The sequence below is a fragment of the Streptomyces sp. NPDC090119 genome (assembly GCF_044747085.1).
Classification (GTDB): domain Bacteria; phylum Actinomycetota; class Actinomycetes; order Streptomycetales; family Streptomycetaceae; genus Streptomyces.
Genome location: NZ_JBIVDK010000003.1, coordinates 432,731 through 449,175, shown reverse-complemented (window position 1 = coordinate 449,175; position 16,445 = coordinate 432,731). Strand labels below are relative to the sequence as shown.

Sequence of the window (16,445 nt, the reverse complement as noted above, 5' to 3'; positions counted from 1 at the left end):
AGCCTGATGATGGCGCGGTGCCGAATTCCGAGTTGATGCCGATCGGTGTCTTCGCCCAGCGCAGTGGCCTGACGCCCAGTGCGCTGCGCTTCTACGCCGACTCCGGGCTGTTGCCCCCTGCCGAGGTCGACCCGGTGTCGGGCTACCGCTACTACAGCACCGGCCAGGTGGCGCGGGCGACCGTGCTGCGGCAGCTCCGGGAGATCGCGATGCCGCTCGCCGGTGTCGAGGCGGTGCTCGGGGCCGAGGGCCAGGACGCGGTGCGGCTGCTGGACGAGCATGTGGCGGGGGTCGTCGGGAACGCGGCCGAGGCGTGGCGCAAGGCCGCTGTCATCAGGTCCGCGCTCGGTGGCGATGTGCCGGGTCCGACGATCGCGGTGCTGAAGGGGCCGGTGTTCGCGGATGCCGTCGAACAGGTGCTGACGGCGACCGCGCGGGAGCCCACGATGCCGGTGCTCGCCGGGGTGCGGGTCGAGGTGAGCCAGGAGGCGGTCACCCTGACCGCGACGGACCGCTACCGGCTCGCCACCCGGACCCTGGTACCCGCCGAACGGCCGCGCCGGGTCTGGTCCGGCACGGTCGACGGCGACGAACTGCGGGCTGCCGCCGCCGAGGTTCGCCGCGGCCCGGCGGTACGGCTCGAAACGGTGCCGCACGGGATCTGGCTCCGGGTGACCGGCCGGGAGGACCGCTACTGTCGGCTGCTGACCGAGGAGTTCCCCGACCACCGGCTGCTGCTCGCCTCGCTGGGCGAGGTCACCACCCGTGCGACGGTCCCCAAGGACCTGTTCCTACGGGCCCTGGAAGAGCAACCCGGCGATCGCGTCGCGTTGCACATCGCCCCGGAGCGCGTGGAGGTCGGCGACCGCGCCCCTGTCCCCGCGACGGCCACCGGCAGGCCCCTCCGGATCTGCTTCGAGCTGACCACGCTCTATCCCGCCGTGAGCACCGCGATCGGCCCCGACGTGATGCTCGACCTGCGCGGCGACGACCAGCCGGTCACGGTCCGCTCCGCCGACCGAGGCGACCTCACCACCCTGATCATGCCGGTCAAGACCGACTGAGCGACGACGAGGACATCCCATGACGACGAATCCCGATCCGACCATGGAAGCCATCGGCAAAGCCGTCGAAGTCGGCCGAGCCGGTGAGACCGCCGCCGCCCGCGTAGAACTGCTGCGCCTGTGGTCCACCATCGGTGTCACCGGCGACCCGCTGCACCGCTGCTCCCTCGCCCACTACCTGGCCGACCTCTACGACGACCCCGCCCAGGCCCTGGCCTGGGACATCCGGGCCCTGGACGCCGCCGACGCCCTGACCGAGGAGCGCGTCCAGGAGCACCACGCCGACCTGCACACCGCGGGCTTCCACCCCTCCCTCCACCTCAACCTCGCCGACAACTACCGCCGCCTGGGCTCCTTCGAGGCGGCCACCGAACACATCGACACGGCCCGCTCCCACGCCCCGAACCTCCCCCCGGGCCCGTACGGCGACCTCGTACGCGGCGCCATCGAGGGGGTCGCCGAGGCCATCGCGGACCGGGACCGCACACGGAGGGTGGTCCCGGGATGAGCGAGTGGACTCCCGAGGTCGTCGAGGCGCTGGAGGCGTCGGGGTGGGAGCCCGGACGGAGAGTGGACACGGACCGCTGGCGAGCCATGTGTGACTGGGGCGAGTCCCTCGGGCGCCGCCTCTTCCCGCTCGGGGAGCTCGATCACGGCCGGTTCTTCCTGGCCATCGACGAGGCCGCCGAGATCTACCTCGTCGAGGCGTGGCTCGCCTCCTTCGGCCTCGCGCCCCGGGCCCTGGAGAACCTCGTGCGCGGTGTGGCTCCGCGCCGGATCGAGGTGGGGTAGGAGCGGCTGTTTGCGCCTCGCCGTGGATGGGCAGCCAGGACGGGGCTGTCGGGGGAGTGGGGGAACCACGGGTGGATGGTCAGGGCACGTCGGTCGTCATCTCGGTCGTCGCCGTCGTCATCAGTGTGCTCTCGCTCTACGTGGCCCGTCGCAAGGACCGCCGGGACGCCCTCCTCAAGCTGCACGAGTCGCTGATCAGTCCTGAGCTGCAGGAGGGCAGACGCGCGCTGTTCCGGATGCGCGAGCGGGGCGTCGGGGTGGAGGAGCTGAGCGCGGAGGACTACGCCGTCGTCAACCGGGCGTTCGCGGCCTTCGACGTCGTCGGGCTCTACTGCCACAAGGGATACGTGAGCGAGAGGGACGTCCTCGAGCTGTGGGCGGTCCCGCTGGTCAGGATGAAGTACGCGGGCAGGACGTTCCTCGAGTACCGGGACGCGCAGGTGGCGGGGATTCCCACCTGGCCGCGCTACCGGAGCCTGGCCGACCGGGCGGAGGCGTATCTGCGGGGGCGGGGTGTCGATGTCGCCCGGCTCACCGGGCCCGCGCCGTCCGTGCCGGAGAGCCGCAGCGGTCCTTCGTAGGGCGCGTCAGGAGCACACCGTGTTCGGCTTCGGGGTGCGGCCCGTCAGGAGGTAGTCGTCGACCGCCTTCTGGACGCAGGGGTTCTTGCTGTCGTACGCGCCGTGGCCCTGGCCCTTGTAGGTGAGTTCGACGGCGACCCCCTTGCCGAGGGCGTCGACCATCGCGCGGGCGCCCTCGTACGGGGTCGCCGGGTCGCCGGTGTTGCCGACGACCAGGATCGGGGCGGAGCCGGGGGCGTGGACGTCGGGGTGGTCGGCGGCGCCGGGGACGGCCCAGTCGGCGCAGCCGGCCATGCCCCAGGCGAGGTAGTCGCCGAAGACGGGGGAGGCGGCGCGGAAGTCGGACAGCTTGCCCTGGATGTAGGCCGCGTCGTAACGGGGCTTCTCGTCCGAGCAGTTGATGGCGATGTTGGCCGCGGTGATGTTGCTGTACTCGCCGTTCTCCGACCGCCCGTTCATCGAGTCGGACAGCAGCATCAGCACCCTGCCGTCCCCGTCGTACGCCTGCTCAAGACCCTCGGTGAGGTACTCCCAGAAGTCCTTGGAGTACAGCGACTGCGCGATGCCGTTGGTCGCCGCCGTCTGGGTCAGCCGACGCGGGGGGATGCCGGGGATGGGCTTCTTCTCCAGGTCCCTCAGCAGCTTGGCGATACGGTTCTTCACGTCGTCCGGGGTATCCCCCAGGGGGCATTCCTCCACCTTGGACGTGCAGTCCTCGGCGAAGTTGTCCAGCGCGAGCTGGAACCCGCGCGCCTGGCTGAGCGCCCCCTGCTCCGGCGTCTGGGTGGGGTCCACGACCGCGTCGAAGACGGCCCTGCCCACCCGCCCCGGGAACAAGTGCGCGTAGACGCCGCCGAGTTCGGTGCCGTAGGAGATGCCGAAGTAGTGCAGCCTGTCGTCGCCGAGCACCTGGCGCATCAGGTCCATGTCGCGGGCCGCGTCCGTGGTGCGCACATGGGGCAGGATCTTCTTCGACCGCTGCTCGCACGCGTCGTTGAACTTCTCGGTGCGGGCGAAGAGTTGCTTCTGCTCGGCGGTGTCCTCGGGGGTCGCGTCCTGCTGGAAGTACGTGTCGAGCTGGGAGTCGCTCTCGCAGAGCACCGGCGCGCTGCGGCCGACCCCGCGTGGGTCGAAGCTGACCAGGTCGTACCGGGTGCGCAGCGCCGCGTAGTCCTCGCCGAACGCGGGCAGCGTGGTGACGCCGCTGCCGCCGGGGCCGCCGAAGTTGAACACCAGCGAGCCGATCCGGTCCTTCGCCGGGCCGTCCGCCCTGGCCCGGATCAGGGCGATGCCGATCGTGTCGCCCTTGGGCTCGCCCCAGTCCAGCGGCGCCTTCATGGTCGCGCACTGCCACTTCGTGCCCCCGGGCAGCGGTGAGGGGGCCGGGCCGCCGCCCTCCGCCTCGGACGGGGCCGGACAGTCCTTCCACTCCAGCTTCTGCTTCGTCAGGTCCCCGTGTCCCGACCCGCCGCAGCCCGCCAGCAGGGCGGCCACGAGCACGGCACCGGTCGTCAGGGCGGCGGCACGCGGCCGGGAAGGGTTCGGCATACAGCCATCCTCACGGCGCGCCCGCGACTCCGCGCGGGGCGCGGTCCGTAAGGAGTACGGCGGCGCCGGACGGCGGATTCCAGGAGTCTGCGTGAATTCCCTTGCCCAATGGTCAAGAAACGTTGACCATTGGGCGCATGCCTACCGACGATCTGCCAGAGACCTTTCACGTCACCACGGACGACCAGCTACGGGCGGTCTCCAACCTCACCCGGCACCGGATCATGGCCGTGCTCCGCTTCGAGCCCGCGACGATCACCCAGATCGCCGAGCGGGTCGGCCTGGCCAAGGGAAGTTCCAGCTACCACGTGCGGCTGCTCGAGCGGGCCGGGCTGGTGAAGGTGGTGCGGACCCGGAAGGTCCGCGGGGTCACCGAGCGGTACTACGCGATGGCGGCGCGGTCGATCGTGCTGCCCGACCCGGGCGAGGGGGGCCCGGACGTGCTGATGCGGCACGCCGTGGCGGACCTGGAGGCGTCGTCGGCGGAGAGCGAGCGGCACGTACGGATGGCACATCTGCGTCTCACCGACGAGCAGTTCGCGGAGCTGGGGGCGCGGCTGGAGGCGCTGGCGGACGAGTACCGGAAGCTGTCCGATCCCTCGCTGCCGGACACGTCCCTCGTCTTCGCGCTGTTCCACCCGGCGCGCCGCGACCAGGCCGAGGGGGACGCCAAGTGACCGCAGACGCGAAGAAGTTGCCGACCGGGTTCGGTCGGCTGTGGACCGCGCAGACGGTCTCCTCGCTCGGTGACGGAGTGACGCACGCGGCGCTGCCGCTGCTCGCGCTGACGCTGACGCGGGACCCGATGGCACTCGCCGTCGTCACGGCCGCCGGGACGCTGCCCTGGCTGCTGTTCGGGGTGCTCGGCGGCGCGCTGGTGGACCGCTGGGACCGCCGCCGCACGATGTGGGTCGCGGACGCGGCGCGTGCGTTGCTGCTCGCCGTAACGGGGGCGGCGGCCCTGCTCGACGCCCTGAGCATTCCGCTGCTCGCGGCCGTCGCTTTCTTGCTCGGCCTCGGCGGGCTCTTCTTCGACACGGCCGCCACGGCCTTCCTGCCCGATCTGCTCCGCCGCGACCCCGCGCTGCTGGAGCGCGCCAACTCCCGGCTGCGCGGCTCCCAGACCGCCATGTCCGGCTTCGCGGGGCCACCCGCGGGCAGCGCGCTGCTCGCGGTGGGGCGGGCGGTCCCGCTGCTGGCCGACGCGGTGTCGTTCCTGCTCTCGGCGCTGCTCGTCCGTACGCTGCCCGCCCTGCCCCGTCCCGTGCCGGAGGCCCGCGAGTCGCTGCTCCGGCAGGCGCGGGCCGGGGCCTCGTACGTCTTCCGGGACCGGCTGCTGCTCGGGCTCGCGCTCCGCCCCGCGGTCGGCAACATCGCCTTCCTCGCGGTGGAGACCGTCCTCGCCCTCTTCGCGCACGACCGCCTCGGCATCGACACCTACGGCTTCGGCCTGCTCCTCACGGCGGAGGCCACCGGCGGCCTGCTCGGCGCGGGCATCGCCTCCCAGCTCGGCCGACGACTCGGCACCGGCACCGCGCTGACCTGCACGGCCGCGATCGAGGGGCTGGCCGTCCTGGGCCTGGCCGCCGCCCCGAACCCGTACGTGGCCGGGCTGGCACTCGCCGTCTGCGGGGCCGGGATGGGCGCCACCATGGTGCTCGCGCCCTCCCTCCGGCAGGCGATCGTCCCGGCCCACCTCATGGGCCGGGTCGCCTCCACCTCCCGCATGCTGGCCATGTGCGCCGCCCCCGTCGGAGCGTTCCTCGGCGGCTGGCTCGCCACCACCTACGACGTCCGCACCCCGCTCTACGCCGCCGCCGGTCTCCTGCTGGCGATGACGGCCATCACGGCATCCATGACCAGCGACCGTCGGGTCGAAGCGGCGCTGCGTGCCGCCGCCCCGGACCCCGACCCGGACCCCGAGACATCGCGGGTGCCTGTCCCCGAGACGTCGTGACCTTTGCCGCGCGGGCGCCCCGCCCTACAGGGCTCCCTTACGGGTCAGATGATTGAACGCCAGCCATCCCGGCAGCACCGGCAGCCACAGCGTCAGCAGCCGGAACAGCAGCACCGCCGGAGCCGCCACCTCCTTGGGCAGCCCGACCGCGATCAGGCCCACGGTGAGCGTCGCCTCGACAGCGCCCACGCCGCCGGGGGTCGGCGCGGCGGAGCCGAGCGCGTTGCCTGCGAGGAAGACGACCGCGACGCCGGCGATGCTGATGTGCGCCGACTCGTCGCCGAACGCCCGGATCGACGCGTCCAGGCACATCACGAAGCAGCCGGTGAGCAGCAGCATGCCGCCGATGCCGGTGACCAGCTTCTGCGGCCGCTGGAGCACGTCCAGCATGCGCGGCACCACCCCGGCGAACAGCGACCGCACCCGCGTGACGACGAACTTCCGCAGCAGCGGCACCGACGTCACCACCAGCACCAGCACCGCGACCGTCAGGAGACCGGCGATGACCGTCCGGGACGGCGACAGCGACGGCGTCTTCTCGGTGCCGGTGAGATAGCCGAAGGACAGCAGCATCAGGATGTGGCAGCCCAGCCCGAAGAGCTGGGACGCGCCCACACTCGCCACCGCGAGCCCCGGCCGCACCCCCTGCCGCTGGAGGAACCGCGTGTTCAGCGCGACACCGCCGACCGCCGCCGGAGCGACGATCTTCACGAAGGACCCGGCGACCTGCGCCGCCACCGTCCGCACGAACGGCACCCGCTCCGGCACGAACCCGAGCAGCGCCATCGCGGCGGCCACATAACTGAGCGCGGAGAACGCCACCGCGGCCGCCACCCAGCCCCACTGGGCCTGCGCGAACAGCTTGCCGAACTCGATGTGGGTGAGCTGGGTGAGCAGGAAGTACGCGCCGATCGCGCCCGCGATGAAGCTGATCAGGGTGCGCGGCCGGATGCGTTCCAGCCGGGCGGGCTCGACCGGGGCCTGCGGCCTGATCCGCAGCACCTGGTGCCGGATCTGGGTGAGCAGGTCCTCCTCGCGAGCTTCGTCGATCGCCTCGTCGATGGCCCGCTTCTCGGCCCGCTGCTCGGCGCGGACGGTCTTCTTGTCGGGCTTCTCCGGCAGGGCCGCGCCCTCCTCGGAGGCGGCCTCCAGCCGGGCCTGCTTGGCCAGCCGGGACGACTCCAGCACCGCCTCCCGCTCCCGCTCCGCGCGCTCCCGGTTCAGCTTGCGCAGGGTGGCGCGGGTGGAGCGGGTCAGCGCGATCGGCTGGAGCATCGGCAGGCAGTCGGCCACCGCGTCCGGGCCGAGGACCGCGACCGCCGACGCCACGGCCCGCTCGGCGCCCACCCGGAGGCCGAGGGTGGTGAGCATCTGGGCCACGTCCATGCGCAGCAGCAGATCGCCCGCCGCGATCTCCCCGCCGCGCAGCTCGGCGAGGATCACCTTGCCGGAACGATCCACCAGCACGGCATCACCCGCGAGCCTGCGGTGCGCGATGCGCCGGGACTGCAGCGCGCGCACCTGGTGCCAGACCTTGTGCAGCAGCTCGTCGGTGATCTCGTCGTCGGCCAGCGAGTCCAGGGTGCGGCCACCGGTGTGCTCGTAGACGAGGATGACCGCGTCGGGGCCCAGCTCGGAGGTGGCGATCAGCTTGGGGGCGTTGGCTCCGGCGGCGATGGCCGCGTACGCGAGGAGCGCCTCCTGCTCCAGGGCCTGTCTGAGGGACTGGAGGCTGGAGCGGGTGGCGAAGCCGCGCAGGGTGAGGTTGCGCCAGGCCCGGTAGAAGAAGCCCTGCGCCTGCTGTTCCCGGTCGACGACGGTCACGTCGAGCGGTGGGCCGTCCTCCAGGGTGACGAAGTAGCGCCGCCCCCGGTCGCCGTTCTCCGCCTCCGGGCCCTCCTCGCGGACCGCGCTGACCGGGTGGAAGCCGACGTGGCGCAGCCCCGCCATCAGGGTGCGGCCGGTGGGGCGGACGTTGGGGGAGCCGACGGCGTAGAGGGTGCCGTAGGCGATGGTCCAGCCGATCAGCACCGTCAGGATGATGGCGAACGGCGTGGTGTAGCCGGTGACCAGCATGGAGAACGCGTCGAGCAGCAGCACGATCCACAGCACCGCGCGCCAGCGGGGTCTGCGGGACATGCCGACGGCCGTCATATAGGCGATGACGGGCGCGAGATAGCCGTGCACCGGGTCGGTCAGCGCGTGCACGTCGCCGGGCGCGGGCTGGGTCAGCGCCTCCTGGATGGAGCCGGGCGCCGCGCGGGCGACCCAGAGGTCCGTGGCGAGGGTGACGCCGTGCGCGAGGACCGCCGCGAGCACACCGTCCGCGATCCGCAGCCCGTCGCGTTTGATCAGCCGCTCGATGGCGAAGGCCACCGGGACCAGCAGGATCGCGATGCTGGACACCAGCCCCGCGATCTTGATCAGCAGGTCGGGCGCCTGGCCGGTGCCCTTGTTGATGTCCTGTTCGAGCCCCGAGGTGGTGCCGTGCGCGAACGCGGCGATGGCGAGCAGCAGGGCGATCGCCAGCACGCCCACCAGCAGCCGCATGAGGTCGGAGGGGCGGTGGACGCGCGCGGGGAGCAGCGGTTCGTCGCCCTCGACCTCCTCCAGGACGTCGTCGCCGGGCCGCCTGGGGGCGTACGCCCGCGCGGGGACGCCCGGGGCGTCGCCTTCACGCGCGCGCGGACCCGTGTCCTCGGTGGGGCCGTCGATGGCTTCGCGGGAGGTGCCGGGGCGCGCGGACGCGCCAGAGGTGCCCTCCGCGTCGTCGGGGTGCACACCCTGCTGCTTCATGGTCTCTTCTTGGTCTCGTATCACCGGTCACCGCCCGCACGATGGTGGCACGACTGAGGGGCGCGAGGGGGCATCAGGGTGCGGATGGGGTGCGAAAAGTGCGTTTGGGCGGGCCGTGGACCCGTCCGGACGCCCCTGGCCGGCCTCGTCCCATTGTCGTAGGCATACGGCAGGATGGGACGGATGAGCGAGCAGAGCCCTGCCGGGGAGGGGCACCCGGACGAACTTCCGGCGTACGCCGAGCGCGTGCTCGACGTGGCCGAGCGGATTCCGCCGGGCCGGGTGATGACCTACGGGGACGTCGCGGAGTGGCTGGAGGAGGGCGGGCCGCGCCAGGTGGGCCGGGTGATGGCGCTGTACGGGGGCGCGGTGCCGTGGTGGCGCGTGGTGCGGGCCGACGGGGCGCTGCTGCCCGGCCATGAGCTGCGCGCCCTGGACCACTACCGCGCCGAGGGCACCCCGCTGAAGCAGGCGTCCCGCGCCGCCGAGGGGCATCTGCCGCGCCTGGACATGAGACGGGCCCGCTGGGACGGGACCCCGGCCCACCACGGCTGACGGCTCCCGGCAAGGGCCGAGGCTCGGGGTCCGCTCGTACGGGGGACACCGGGCACGTCCGCGACATGACGTACGTTCGTTGGGGCGGGAGCCCACGAGGCGCCCGCCTCTCCACGCCCCCACGACCACCCCGCACCACCACCAGGACCGGCGAACTACGTGAGCACCACCTCCTCCACCGGACGCCTGCCGTACCCCCAGGGTCGGCAGGCGCCTCGTGGTGCCTACCGGCTGCTCCGCACCCCGCCCGCGCAGACCCCCCGGCCCCGGCCGGACGCCGCCCAGCGCGCGGTGATCGAGCACGAGAGCGGCCCGCTGCTGGTCCTCGCCGGGCCCGGCACCGGCAAGACGACCACCCTGGTGGAGTCCGTCGCCGCGCGCGTCGCCCGGGGCGCCGACCCCGAGCGCGTCCTGGTGCTCACCTTCAGCCGCAAGGCCGCCGTCGAGCTGCGCGACCGGATGGCCCGGCGCATGGGCGCCGCCCGCGCGCCGCGCGCCACCACCTTCCACTCCTACTGCTACGCCCTGGTCCGCGCCCACCAGGACAGCGACCGCTTCGCCCAGCCGCTGCGCCTGCTCTCCGGCCCCGAGCAGGACGTCACCGTGCGCGAGCTGCTCGCCGGGCAGCCCGAGCTGGAGCGGCTCGGGCTCACGCATGTGCGCTGGCCCGACGACCTGCGCGCCTGCCTGACCACGCGCGGCTTCGCCGACGAGGTCCGCGCGGTCCTCGCGCGCAGCCGCGAGCTGGGACTCGCGCCCGGCGCGCTGGACGCGTTCGCGCGCCGTATCGGCCGCCCCGACTGGCGCGCGGCGGCCGCGTTCCTCGCCGAGTACCTGGACGTGATCGACCTCCAGGGCGTCATCGACTACGCCGAACTCGTCCACCGCGCGGTGCTCCTCGCCCACCGCCCCGAGGTCGCCGAGCGCCTTGCCGCGTCCTACGACGCCGTGTACGTCGACGAGTACCAGGACACCGACCCCGCGCAGGTACGGCTGCTGCACGCGCTGGCCGGAGGCGGCCGCACCCTGGTCGCGCTCGGCGACCCCGACCAGTCGATCTACACCTTCCGGGGCGCCGACGTGAACGGCATCCTCGACTTCCCGGCCGCCTTCCCGCGCGCGGACGGCCGCCCCGCCCCCGTCGAGGTGCTGCGCACCTCCCGCCGCTCCGGGGCCGACCTGCTGGCCGCGACCCGCCGCATCACCCAGCGCATGCCGCTGTCCCAGCTCCCCGCCGAGAAGCTGCGCGTCCACCGCGAACCCACGGCCGTCCGCGACGGCGGCCAGGTGGAGGCGTACACCTACCCGACGCCCGGCACCGAGCTGGACAACATCGCCGACATCCTGCGCCGCGCCCACCTCGAGGACGGCATCCCGTGGAACGACATGGCGGTCCTCGTCCGCGCGGGCTCCCACAGCATCCCGACCCTGCGCCGCGCCCTGACGGCGGCGGGCGTCCCCCTGGACATCGACGGCGACGACCTCCCCCTGCGCCACGAACCGGCGGTCGCCCCGCTGCTGACGGCACTGCGGGCGGTGGCGATGGCGGAGGCGGGGGCCTCCGGCGGCGGGCCCGCGGAGGGCGTACCCGCGCCTGGGCCGGAGGCCGTCGACGCCGATCGGCTTGAGGTCCCCGCCTCGGACGAGCTCTCCGCATCCGGGCCGGAGGCCCCCGCGGGCCCTTACGCCGAGCCCGCCCCGCAAACCACCTCCGCCCCCTGGCTGGACCCTGAAACCGCGATCACCCTCCTCTCCTCCCCCCTCGGCGGCATGGACGCCGCCGACCTGCGCAGGCTCGGCCGGGCCCTGCGCGAGGAGGAGCGGGCCGCCGGAGAGGCGCTGCCCGCCCCCTCCGACGTGCTCCTCGCGCAGGCGCTCGCGGAGCCGGAGCGGCTGGTCGCGCACGACCCGGCGTACGCGCGCGGGGCGCAGCGGCTGGGCGCGCTGCTGCGGAAGGCGCGGGTGTGTCTGGCCGAGGGCGGCACCGCGGAGGAGGCGCTGTGGGCGCTGTGGAACGGCACGCCGTGGCCCAGCAGGCTGGAGCGGGCCGCGCGGCGCGGGGGCGCGGCGGGCCGTAACGCCGACCGGGACCTGGACGCCATGTGCGCGCTGTTCGCCACCGCCGCCCGCGCGGAGGAGCGCACCGGCGGACGCGGCGCGCTGAACTTCCTGGAGGAGATCGACGCCGAGGACATCGCCGCCGACACCCTCACCCGCCGCGCGGTGCGACCCGACGCCGTACGCCTGATGACCGCGCACCGCTCCAAGGGGCTGGAGTGGCGGCTGGTGGTCGTCGCGGGCGTACAGGAGGGGCTCTGGCCCGACCTGCGCCGCCGGGGCTCCCTGCTGGAGGCCGACCGGATCGGCCGGGACGGCCTCGCCGAGCCGCTCACCCCGGGCGCCCTGCTCGCGGAGGAGCGCAGGCTGTTCTACGTGGCCGCCACGCGCGCGCGGGACCGTCTCGTCGTCACCGCCGTGAAGGCCCCGGCCGACGACGGCGACCAGCCGTCCCGCTTCCTGACCGAGCTGGGCGTCGAACCCCGCGACGTCACCGGCCGCCCGCGCCGCCCGCTGGCGGTCGCCGCGCTCGTCGCCGAGCTGCGCGCCACCACCGTCGACCCGGACGTCTCGGACGCCCTGCGGGACGCGGCCGCGCGGCGGCTGGCCCGGCTCGCCGCGCTCGCCGACGAGGACGGCCGCCCGCTGGTGCCCGCCGCCCACCCCGACCGCTGGTGGGGGATGTACGAGCCGACCGCGAGCAAGGTGCCGCTGCGCGACCGCGACCAGCCCGTGGTGCTCTCCGGCAGCGCGCTCGACCAGCTCGCCAACACCTGCGCCCTCCAGTGGTTCCTGGGCCGCGAGGTGAAGGCCGACGCGCCCGCCACGGCCGCCCAGGGCTTCGGCAACGTCGTCCACGTCCTGGCCGACGAGGTCGCCTCCGGACGTACCCCCGCCGATCTCGACGTGCTGATGGAGCGCCTCGACTCGGTGTGGAACGCGCTCGCCTTCGACGCGCCCTGGAAGTCCGTCCAGGAGAAGGAGACCGCCCGCGCGGCGCTCGAACGCTTCCTGAACTGGCACGTCCTGGACCGCACCACCCGCACGCCCATAGCCAGCGAGCGAGACTTCGACGTGACCCTGGAGGCGGGCGAGTACCAGGTCCGCATCCGGGGCCAGATGGACCGCGTCGAGACCGACGGCGACGGCCGGGCCTACGTCGTGGACTTCAAGACCGGCAAGAACGCCCCCACCGCCGCCGAGGTGGACCGCCATCCCCAGCTCGCCGTCTACCAGCTCGCGGTGGCCGAGGGCGCGGTGGACGACGCCTTCGACGGCGCCCGCCCGGAGCCCGGCGGCGCGGAACTCGTCCAGCTCAGACAGGGCGCGGCGAAGAAGGACGGCGGGGAGACGCTGCCCAAGGTGCAGGCCCAGCAGCCGCTGGAGGGGGAGTGGGTCGGGGACCTGCTGGCCACCGCCGCCGGAAAGGTGCTGGACGAGCGGTTCACCCCCAGCACCGGCCAGCACTGCGCGCACTGCTCCTTCCGCGCCTCGTGCAGCGCCCGCCCCGAGGGACGGCAGGTCGTGGAGTGATGTACGCCGCGGAGTGACGTACGCCGTGGAGTGATGTGCGGCACCGCGGTACCCCGCTGACCTGCGCTTTCCACAGCCTCGGCGTCCGCTTGTCGGCGGTCGCCGCTAGCCTTCCCCGCATGCCCGCGCACCTCACCGACCCCGAGCAGCTCAAAGAGCTGCTCGGCATCCCGTTCACCCCGGAGCAGACGGCCTGCATCATCGCGCCGCCCGCCCCGCAGGTGATCGTGGCCGGAGCCGGTTCGGGCAAGACCACCGTGATGGCCGCCCGCGTGGTCTGGCTGGTCGGCACCGGCCAGGTCGCCCCCGAGCAGGTGCTCGGCCTGACCTTCACCAACAAGGCGGCCGGTGAACTCGCCGAACGCGTCCGCAAGGCGCTGATCAAGGCCGGGATCACCGACCCGGACGCGATCGACCCGGACAACCCGCCCGGCGAGCCGGTCATCTCGACGTACCACGCCTTCGCCGGACGGCTCCTCACCGACCATGGCCTGCGTCTCGGCCTGGAGCCCAGCTCCCGGCTGCTCGCCGACGCCACCCGGTACCAGCTCGCCGCCCGTGTGCTGCGCGAGGCGCCGGGCCACTACCCGGCGCTGACCCGCTCCTTCGCGGACCTCGTCACCGACCTGCTGGCGCTCGACTCCGAGCTGTCCGAGCACCTGGTCGACCCCGAGGAACTGCGTGTCTGGGACGCCGACCTGCTGACCACACTGGACGGCGTGAAGCTCAGCAACGCCGACCTGCGCAAGGTCCCGGAGACGCTGGCCGCGCGCGCGGAACTCGCCGGGCTGGTGCAGCGCTACCGGGCCGCCAAACGCGCCCGTGACCTGCTCGACTTCGGCGACCAGATCGCCCTGTCGGCCCGCCTCGCCCGCGTCCCCGAGGTGGGCCGCGTGCTGCGCGAGGAGTTCCGGGTCGTCCTGCTGGACGAGTACCAGGACACCTCCGTCGCCCAGCGCGTCCTGCTCGCGGGCCTCTTCGGGCACGGCACCGGCCACCCCGTCACCGCCGTCGGCGACCCCTGCCAGGCCATCTACGGCTGGCGCGGCGCCTCCGTCGCCAACCTGGACGACTTCCCCGAGCACTTCGCCCGCGCCGACGGCAGCCCCGCCACCCGGCAGGCGCTCAGCGAGAACCGGCGCAGCGGCGGCCGCCTCCTCCACCTCGCCAACGGCCTCGCGGAGCCCCTGCGCGCCATGCACGCGGGCGTGGAGGCGCTGCGCCCCGCCCCCGGCGCCGAACGCGACGGCCTGGTCCGCTGCGCCCTGCTGCCCACCCACGCCGAGGAGATCGACTGGCTCGCCGACTCCCTCGCCCACCTGGTGCGCACCGGCACCCCGCCCGGCGAGATCGCCGTCCTGTGCCGCACCGCGACCGACTTCGCGGAGATCCAGGGCGCGCTGGTCGCCCGCGACGTGCCCGTGGAGGTCGTCGGGCTGTCCGGGCTGCTGCACCTGCCCGAGGTCGCCGACCTGGTCGCCGTCTGCGAGGTGCTCCAGGACCCCGGCGCCAACGCGGCCCTGGTCCGGCTGCTCACCGGCCCGCGCTGGCGCATCGGCCCCCGCGACCTGGCCCTGCTCGGCCGCCGCGCCCGGCTGCTCGTCGTCCACGCGCGCGTGGACGGCGCCGACGACCCCGACCGCAGGCTCGCCGAGGCCGTCGAGGGCGTCGACCCCTCCGAGGTCACCTCGCTCGCGGACGCCCTGGACACCTTCCTGGAGACCTCCTTCGGCACCGAGGGGTACGACGACGACCTGCCGTTCTCCCCGGACGCGCGCGTGCGCTTCGCCCGCCTCGCCGCCGAACTGCGCGACCTGCGCCGCAGCCTCTCCGACCCGCTGATGGACGTGCTGCACCGGGTGCTCGCCGTCACCGGCCTGGAGGTCGAACTGTCGGCGTCCCCGCACGCGCTGGCCGCCCGCCGCCGCGAGACCCTGTCCAACTTCCTCGACGTCGCCGCCTCCTTCGCCGCGGGCGACGGCGAGGCCACCCTGCTCGCGTTCCTCGCCTTCCTGCGCACCGCCGCCCAGTACGAGAAGGGCCTCGACAACGCGCTGCCCGGCGGCGAGAACACCGTCAAGGTGCTCACCGCGCACAAGTCCAAGGGGCTGGAGTGGGACGTGGTCGCCGTCCCCGGACTGGTCAAGGGCACCTTCCCCAGCGCCCAGGGGCGCGAGAAGTGGACCGCGCAGGCCAAGGTGCTCCCGCACGCCCTGCGCGGCGACACCACCACGCTGCCCGACGTCGACACCTGGGACGCGCGTGGCATCAAGGGCTTCCACGAGGCGATGAAGGAGCACCAGCACACCGAGGAACTCCGCCTCGGGTACGTCACCTTCACCCGCCCCCGCTCGCTCCTCCTTGGCTCCGGCCACTGGTGGGGCCCCAGCCAGAAGAAGCCGCGCGGCCCCTCCGACTTCCTGACGGCCCTGCACGACCACTGCGCCGCCGGGTACGGCGAGACCGAGGTGTGGGCGGACGCCCCCGAGGAGGGCGACGAGAACCCCGCCCTGCACACCGACACCGCCGACCAGGCCTGGCCGCTGCCCCTGGACGCCACCGCCTTCGAACGCCGTCAGCGGGCCGCCCACACCGTCCGCGCCCACCTCCACACCCCGCCCACGGTGGCCCCCGTCCCGTACGACGACCCCGAGTGGCCCACCGCGCCCCCGGACGACGAGGACCCGTACGACGACGCCCTGGACGAGCCCGGCGACTGGGACTCCCTGAGCGCCGACCGCCCCGCGCTCCCCGTCCCGCACCAGGCCGTCCCGCACCAGGCGTCCGCCCCCGAGCCGCAGCCCCGGCTGACCCCCGAGGAGGCCCGCGCGGTCGCGTCCTGGGACCGGGACCTCGACGCCCTCGCCGGGGAACTCATGCGCGCCCGGCGCGGCGTCACCGACGTACCGCTGCCCGCCGTCCTCACCGCCACCCAGATGCTCCGGCTCGCCGAGGACCCGGACGGGCTCGCGCAGGAACTCGCGCGCCCCATGCCGCGCCCCCCGCAGCCCGCCGCGCGCCGGGGCACCCGCTTCCACGCCTGGGTCGAGTCCCGTTACGAGGAGCTGACGCTGCCCTTGCTGGAGCCGGACGACCTGCCCGGCACCGACGCCGAGATCGCCGACGAGGCCGACCTCGAAGCCCTCAAGGAAGCCTTCGAGCGCACCGAATACGCCCGGCGCACGCCCTACCGCGTCGAGGTCCCCGTACAGCTCACCCTCGCCGGACGGGTCGTACGCGGCCGGATCGACGCCGTCTACAAGGACGGCGACGGCGAGGACGCCACGTACGAGATCCTCGACTGGAAGACCGGCCGCACCCGCAGCGCCGACCCGCTCCAGCTCGCCGTCTACCGGCTGGCCTGGGCCGAACAGCAGGGCATCCCGCCCGAATCGGTCACGGCCGCGTTCCTGTACGTGCGCACCGGCGAGGTCGACCGGCCGGCCGGGCTGCCCGGCCGCGAGGAGCTGGCGCGGCTGCTCGAAGGGGAACGAACCGGGACGACCGGGATGCCCGGGTGTGACGAACCGCCCGCCGAGGATGTCCGTGCGGGCCGATAGG

11 protein-coding genes are annotated in these 16,445 nt (G+C 73.9%); 9 read left to right on the top strand and 2 right to left on the bottom strand.

The features are described from left to right. The first annotated feature begins 35 nt into the window (after nucleotides 1-35). The 4 genes from ACIPPM_RS14700 (at nucleotide 36) to ACIPPM_RS14685 (ending at nucleotide 2,437) form a co-directional block, all read left to right on the top strand. Nucleotides 36-1,064: a MerR family transcriptional regulator gene (locus ACIPPM_RS14700; RefSeq protein WP_401448479.1), complete on the top strand. Its 1,029-nt coding sequence runs from the start codon at nucleotides 36-38 to the stop codon at nucleotides 1,062-1,064. A 19-nt stretch (nucleotides 1,065-1,083) separates the two neighbouring features. Next, nucleotides 1,084-1,572 (top strand): hypothetical protein, encoded by a 489-nt coding sequence (locus ACIPPM_RS14695; RefSeq protein ID WP_401447307.1) that lies wholly within the window; start codon nucleotides 1,084-1,086, stop codon nucleotides 1,570-1,572. After that, on the top strand, nucleotides 1,569-1,856 hold the full coding sequence (locus ACIPPM_RS14690; protein ID WP_401447305.1) for an SUKH-3 domain-containing protein: 288 nt from the start codon (nucleotides 1,569-1,571) through the stop codon (nucleotides 1,854-1,856). The genes ACIPPM_RS14695 and ACIPPM_RS14690 overlap by 4 nt, the downstream gene beginning before the upstream one ends. A 71-nt stretch (nucleotides 1,857-1,927) precedes the next feature. After that, nucleotides 1,928-2,437, top strand: coding sequence for a hypothetical protein (locus ACIPPM_RS14685; RefSeq protein WP_401447303.1), 510 nt, complete (start codon nucleotides 1,928-1,930; stop codon nucleotides 2,435-2,437). Between the two features lie 6 nt (nucleotides 2,438-2,443). On the opposite strand, the gene ACIPPM_RS14680 is transcribed toward ACIPPM_RS14685, so the two are convergent. Further along, the gene (locus ACIPPM_RS14680; RefSeq protein ID WP_401447301.1) at nucleotides 2,444-3,985 is read right to left on the bottom strand and encodes an alpha/beta hydrolase; all 1,542 of its coding nucleotides are present in this window, start codon (nucleotides 3,983-3,985) and stop codon (nucleotides 2,444-2,446) included. A 137-nt stretch (nucleotides 3,986-4,122) separates the two neighbouring features. Here ACIPPM_RS14680 and ACIPPM_RS14675 point away from each other — a divergent pair, with 137 nt between their 5' ends. After that, a complete protein-coding gene (locus ACIPPM_RS14675) occupies nucleotides 4,123-4,662 on the top strand; it encodes an ArsR/SmtB family transcription factor (RefSeq protein ID WP_401447299.1) in 540 nt (179 codons plus the stop codon). 17 nt (nucleotides 4,663-4,679) lie between these two features. After that, nucleotides 4,680-5,942, top strand: a complete 1,263-nt coding sequence (locus tag ACIPPM_RS14670; RefSeq protein ID WP_401448476.1) for an MFS transporter — start codon at nucleotides 4,680-4,682, stop codon at nucleotides 5,940-5,942. Between the two features lie 24 nt (nucleotides 5,943-5,966). On the opposite strand, the gene ACIPPM_RS14665 is transcribed toward ACIPPM_RS14670, so the two are convergent. After that, the gene (locus ACIPPM_RS14665) at nucleotides 5,967-8,738 is read right to left on the bottom strand and encodes a YbhN family protein (RefSeq protein ID WP_401447298.1); all 2,772 of its coding nucleotides are present in this window, start codon (nucleotides 8,736-8,738) and stop codon (nucleotides 5,967-5,969) included. Between the two features lie 183 nt (nucleotides 8,739-8,921). Here ACIPPM_RS14665 and ACIPPM_RS14660 point away from each other — a divergent pair, with 183 nt between their 5' ends. The 3 genes from ACIPPM_RS14660 to ACIPPM_RS14650 all read left to right on the top strand — a co-directional run bounded on the left by ACIPPM_RS14660 (nucleotide 8,922) and on the right by ACIPPM_RS14650 (nucleotide 16,444). Beyond that, nucleotides 8,922-9,293, top strand: a complete 372-nt coding sequence (locus ACIPPM_RS14660; RefSeq protein ID WP_401447296.1) for an MGMT family protein — start codon at nucleotides 8,922-8,924, stop codon at nucleotides 9,291-9,293. Nucleotides 9,294-9,452: 159 nt separating this feature from the next. Continuing rightward, nucleotides 9,453-12,884 carry an ATP-dependent helicase gene (locus ACIPPM_RS14655; protein WP_401447293.1) on the top strand — a complete coding sequence of 1,144 codons (3,432 nt, stop codon included), beginning with the start codon at nucleotides 9,453-9,455 and terminating at the stop codon, nucleotides 12,882-12,884. Nucleotides 12,885-13,003: 119 nt separating this feature from the next. Beyond that, a complete protein-coding gene (locus ACIPPM_RS14650) occupies nucleotides 13,004-16,444 on the top strand; it encodes a UvrD-helicase domain-containing protein (RefSeq protein WP_401447291.1) in 3,441 nt (1,146 codons plus the stop codon). The last annotated feature ends 1 nt before the right edge of the window (nucleotide 16,445 follow it).

Excerpts from the sequence above, each read along its gene's own strand:
- ACIPPM_RS14660 (WP_401447296.1), top strand. The coding sequence starts at position 8,922 with ATGAGCGAGCAGAGCCCTGCCGGGGAGGGGCACCCGGACGAACTTCCG.
- ACIPPM_RS14675 (WP_401447299.1), top strand. The coding sequence starts at position 4,123 with ATGCCTACCGACGATCTGCCAGAGACCTTTCACGTCACCACGGACGAC.
- ACIPPM_RS14690 (WP_401447305.1), top strand. The coding sequence starts at position 1,569 with ATGAGCGAGTGGACTCCCGAGGTCGTCGAGGCGCTGGAGGCGTCGGGG.
- ACIPPM_RS14700 (WP_401448479.1), top strand. The coding sequence starts at position 36 with ATGCCGATCGGTGTCTTCGCCCAGCGCAGTGGCCTGACGCCCAGTGCG.
- ACIPPM_RS14680 (WP_401447301.1), bottom strand. The coding sequence starts at position 3,985 with ATGCCGAACCCTTCCCGGCCGCGTGCCGCCGCCCTGACGACCGGTGCC.
- ACIPPM_RS14695 (WP_401447307.1), top strand. The coding sequence starts at position 1,084 with ATGACGACGAATCCCGATCCGACCATGGAAGCCATCGGCAAAGCCGTC.
- ACIPPM_RS14650 (WP_401447291.1), top strand. The coding sequence starts at position 13,004 with ATGCCCGCGCACCTCACCGACCCCGAGCAGCTCAAAGAGCTGCTCGGC.
- ACIPPM_RS14665 (WP_401447298.1), bottom strand. The coding sequence starts at position 8,738 with ATGAAGCAGCAGGGTGTGCACCCCGACGACGCGGAGGGCACCTCTGGC.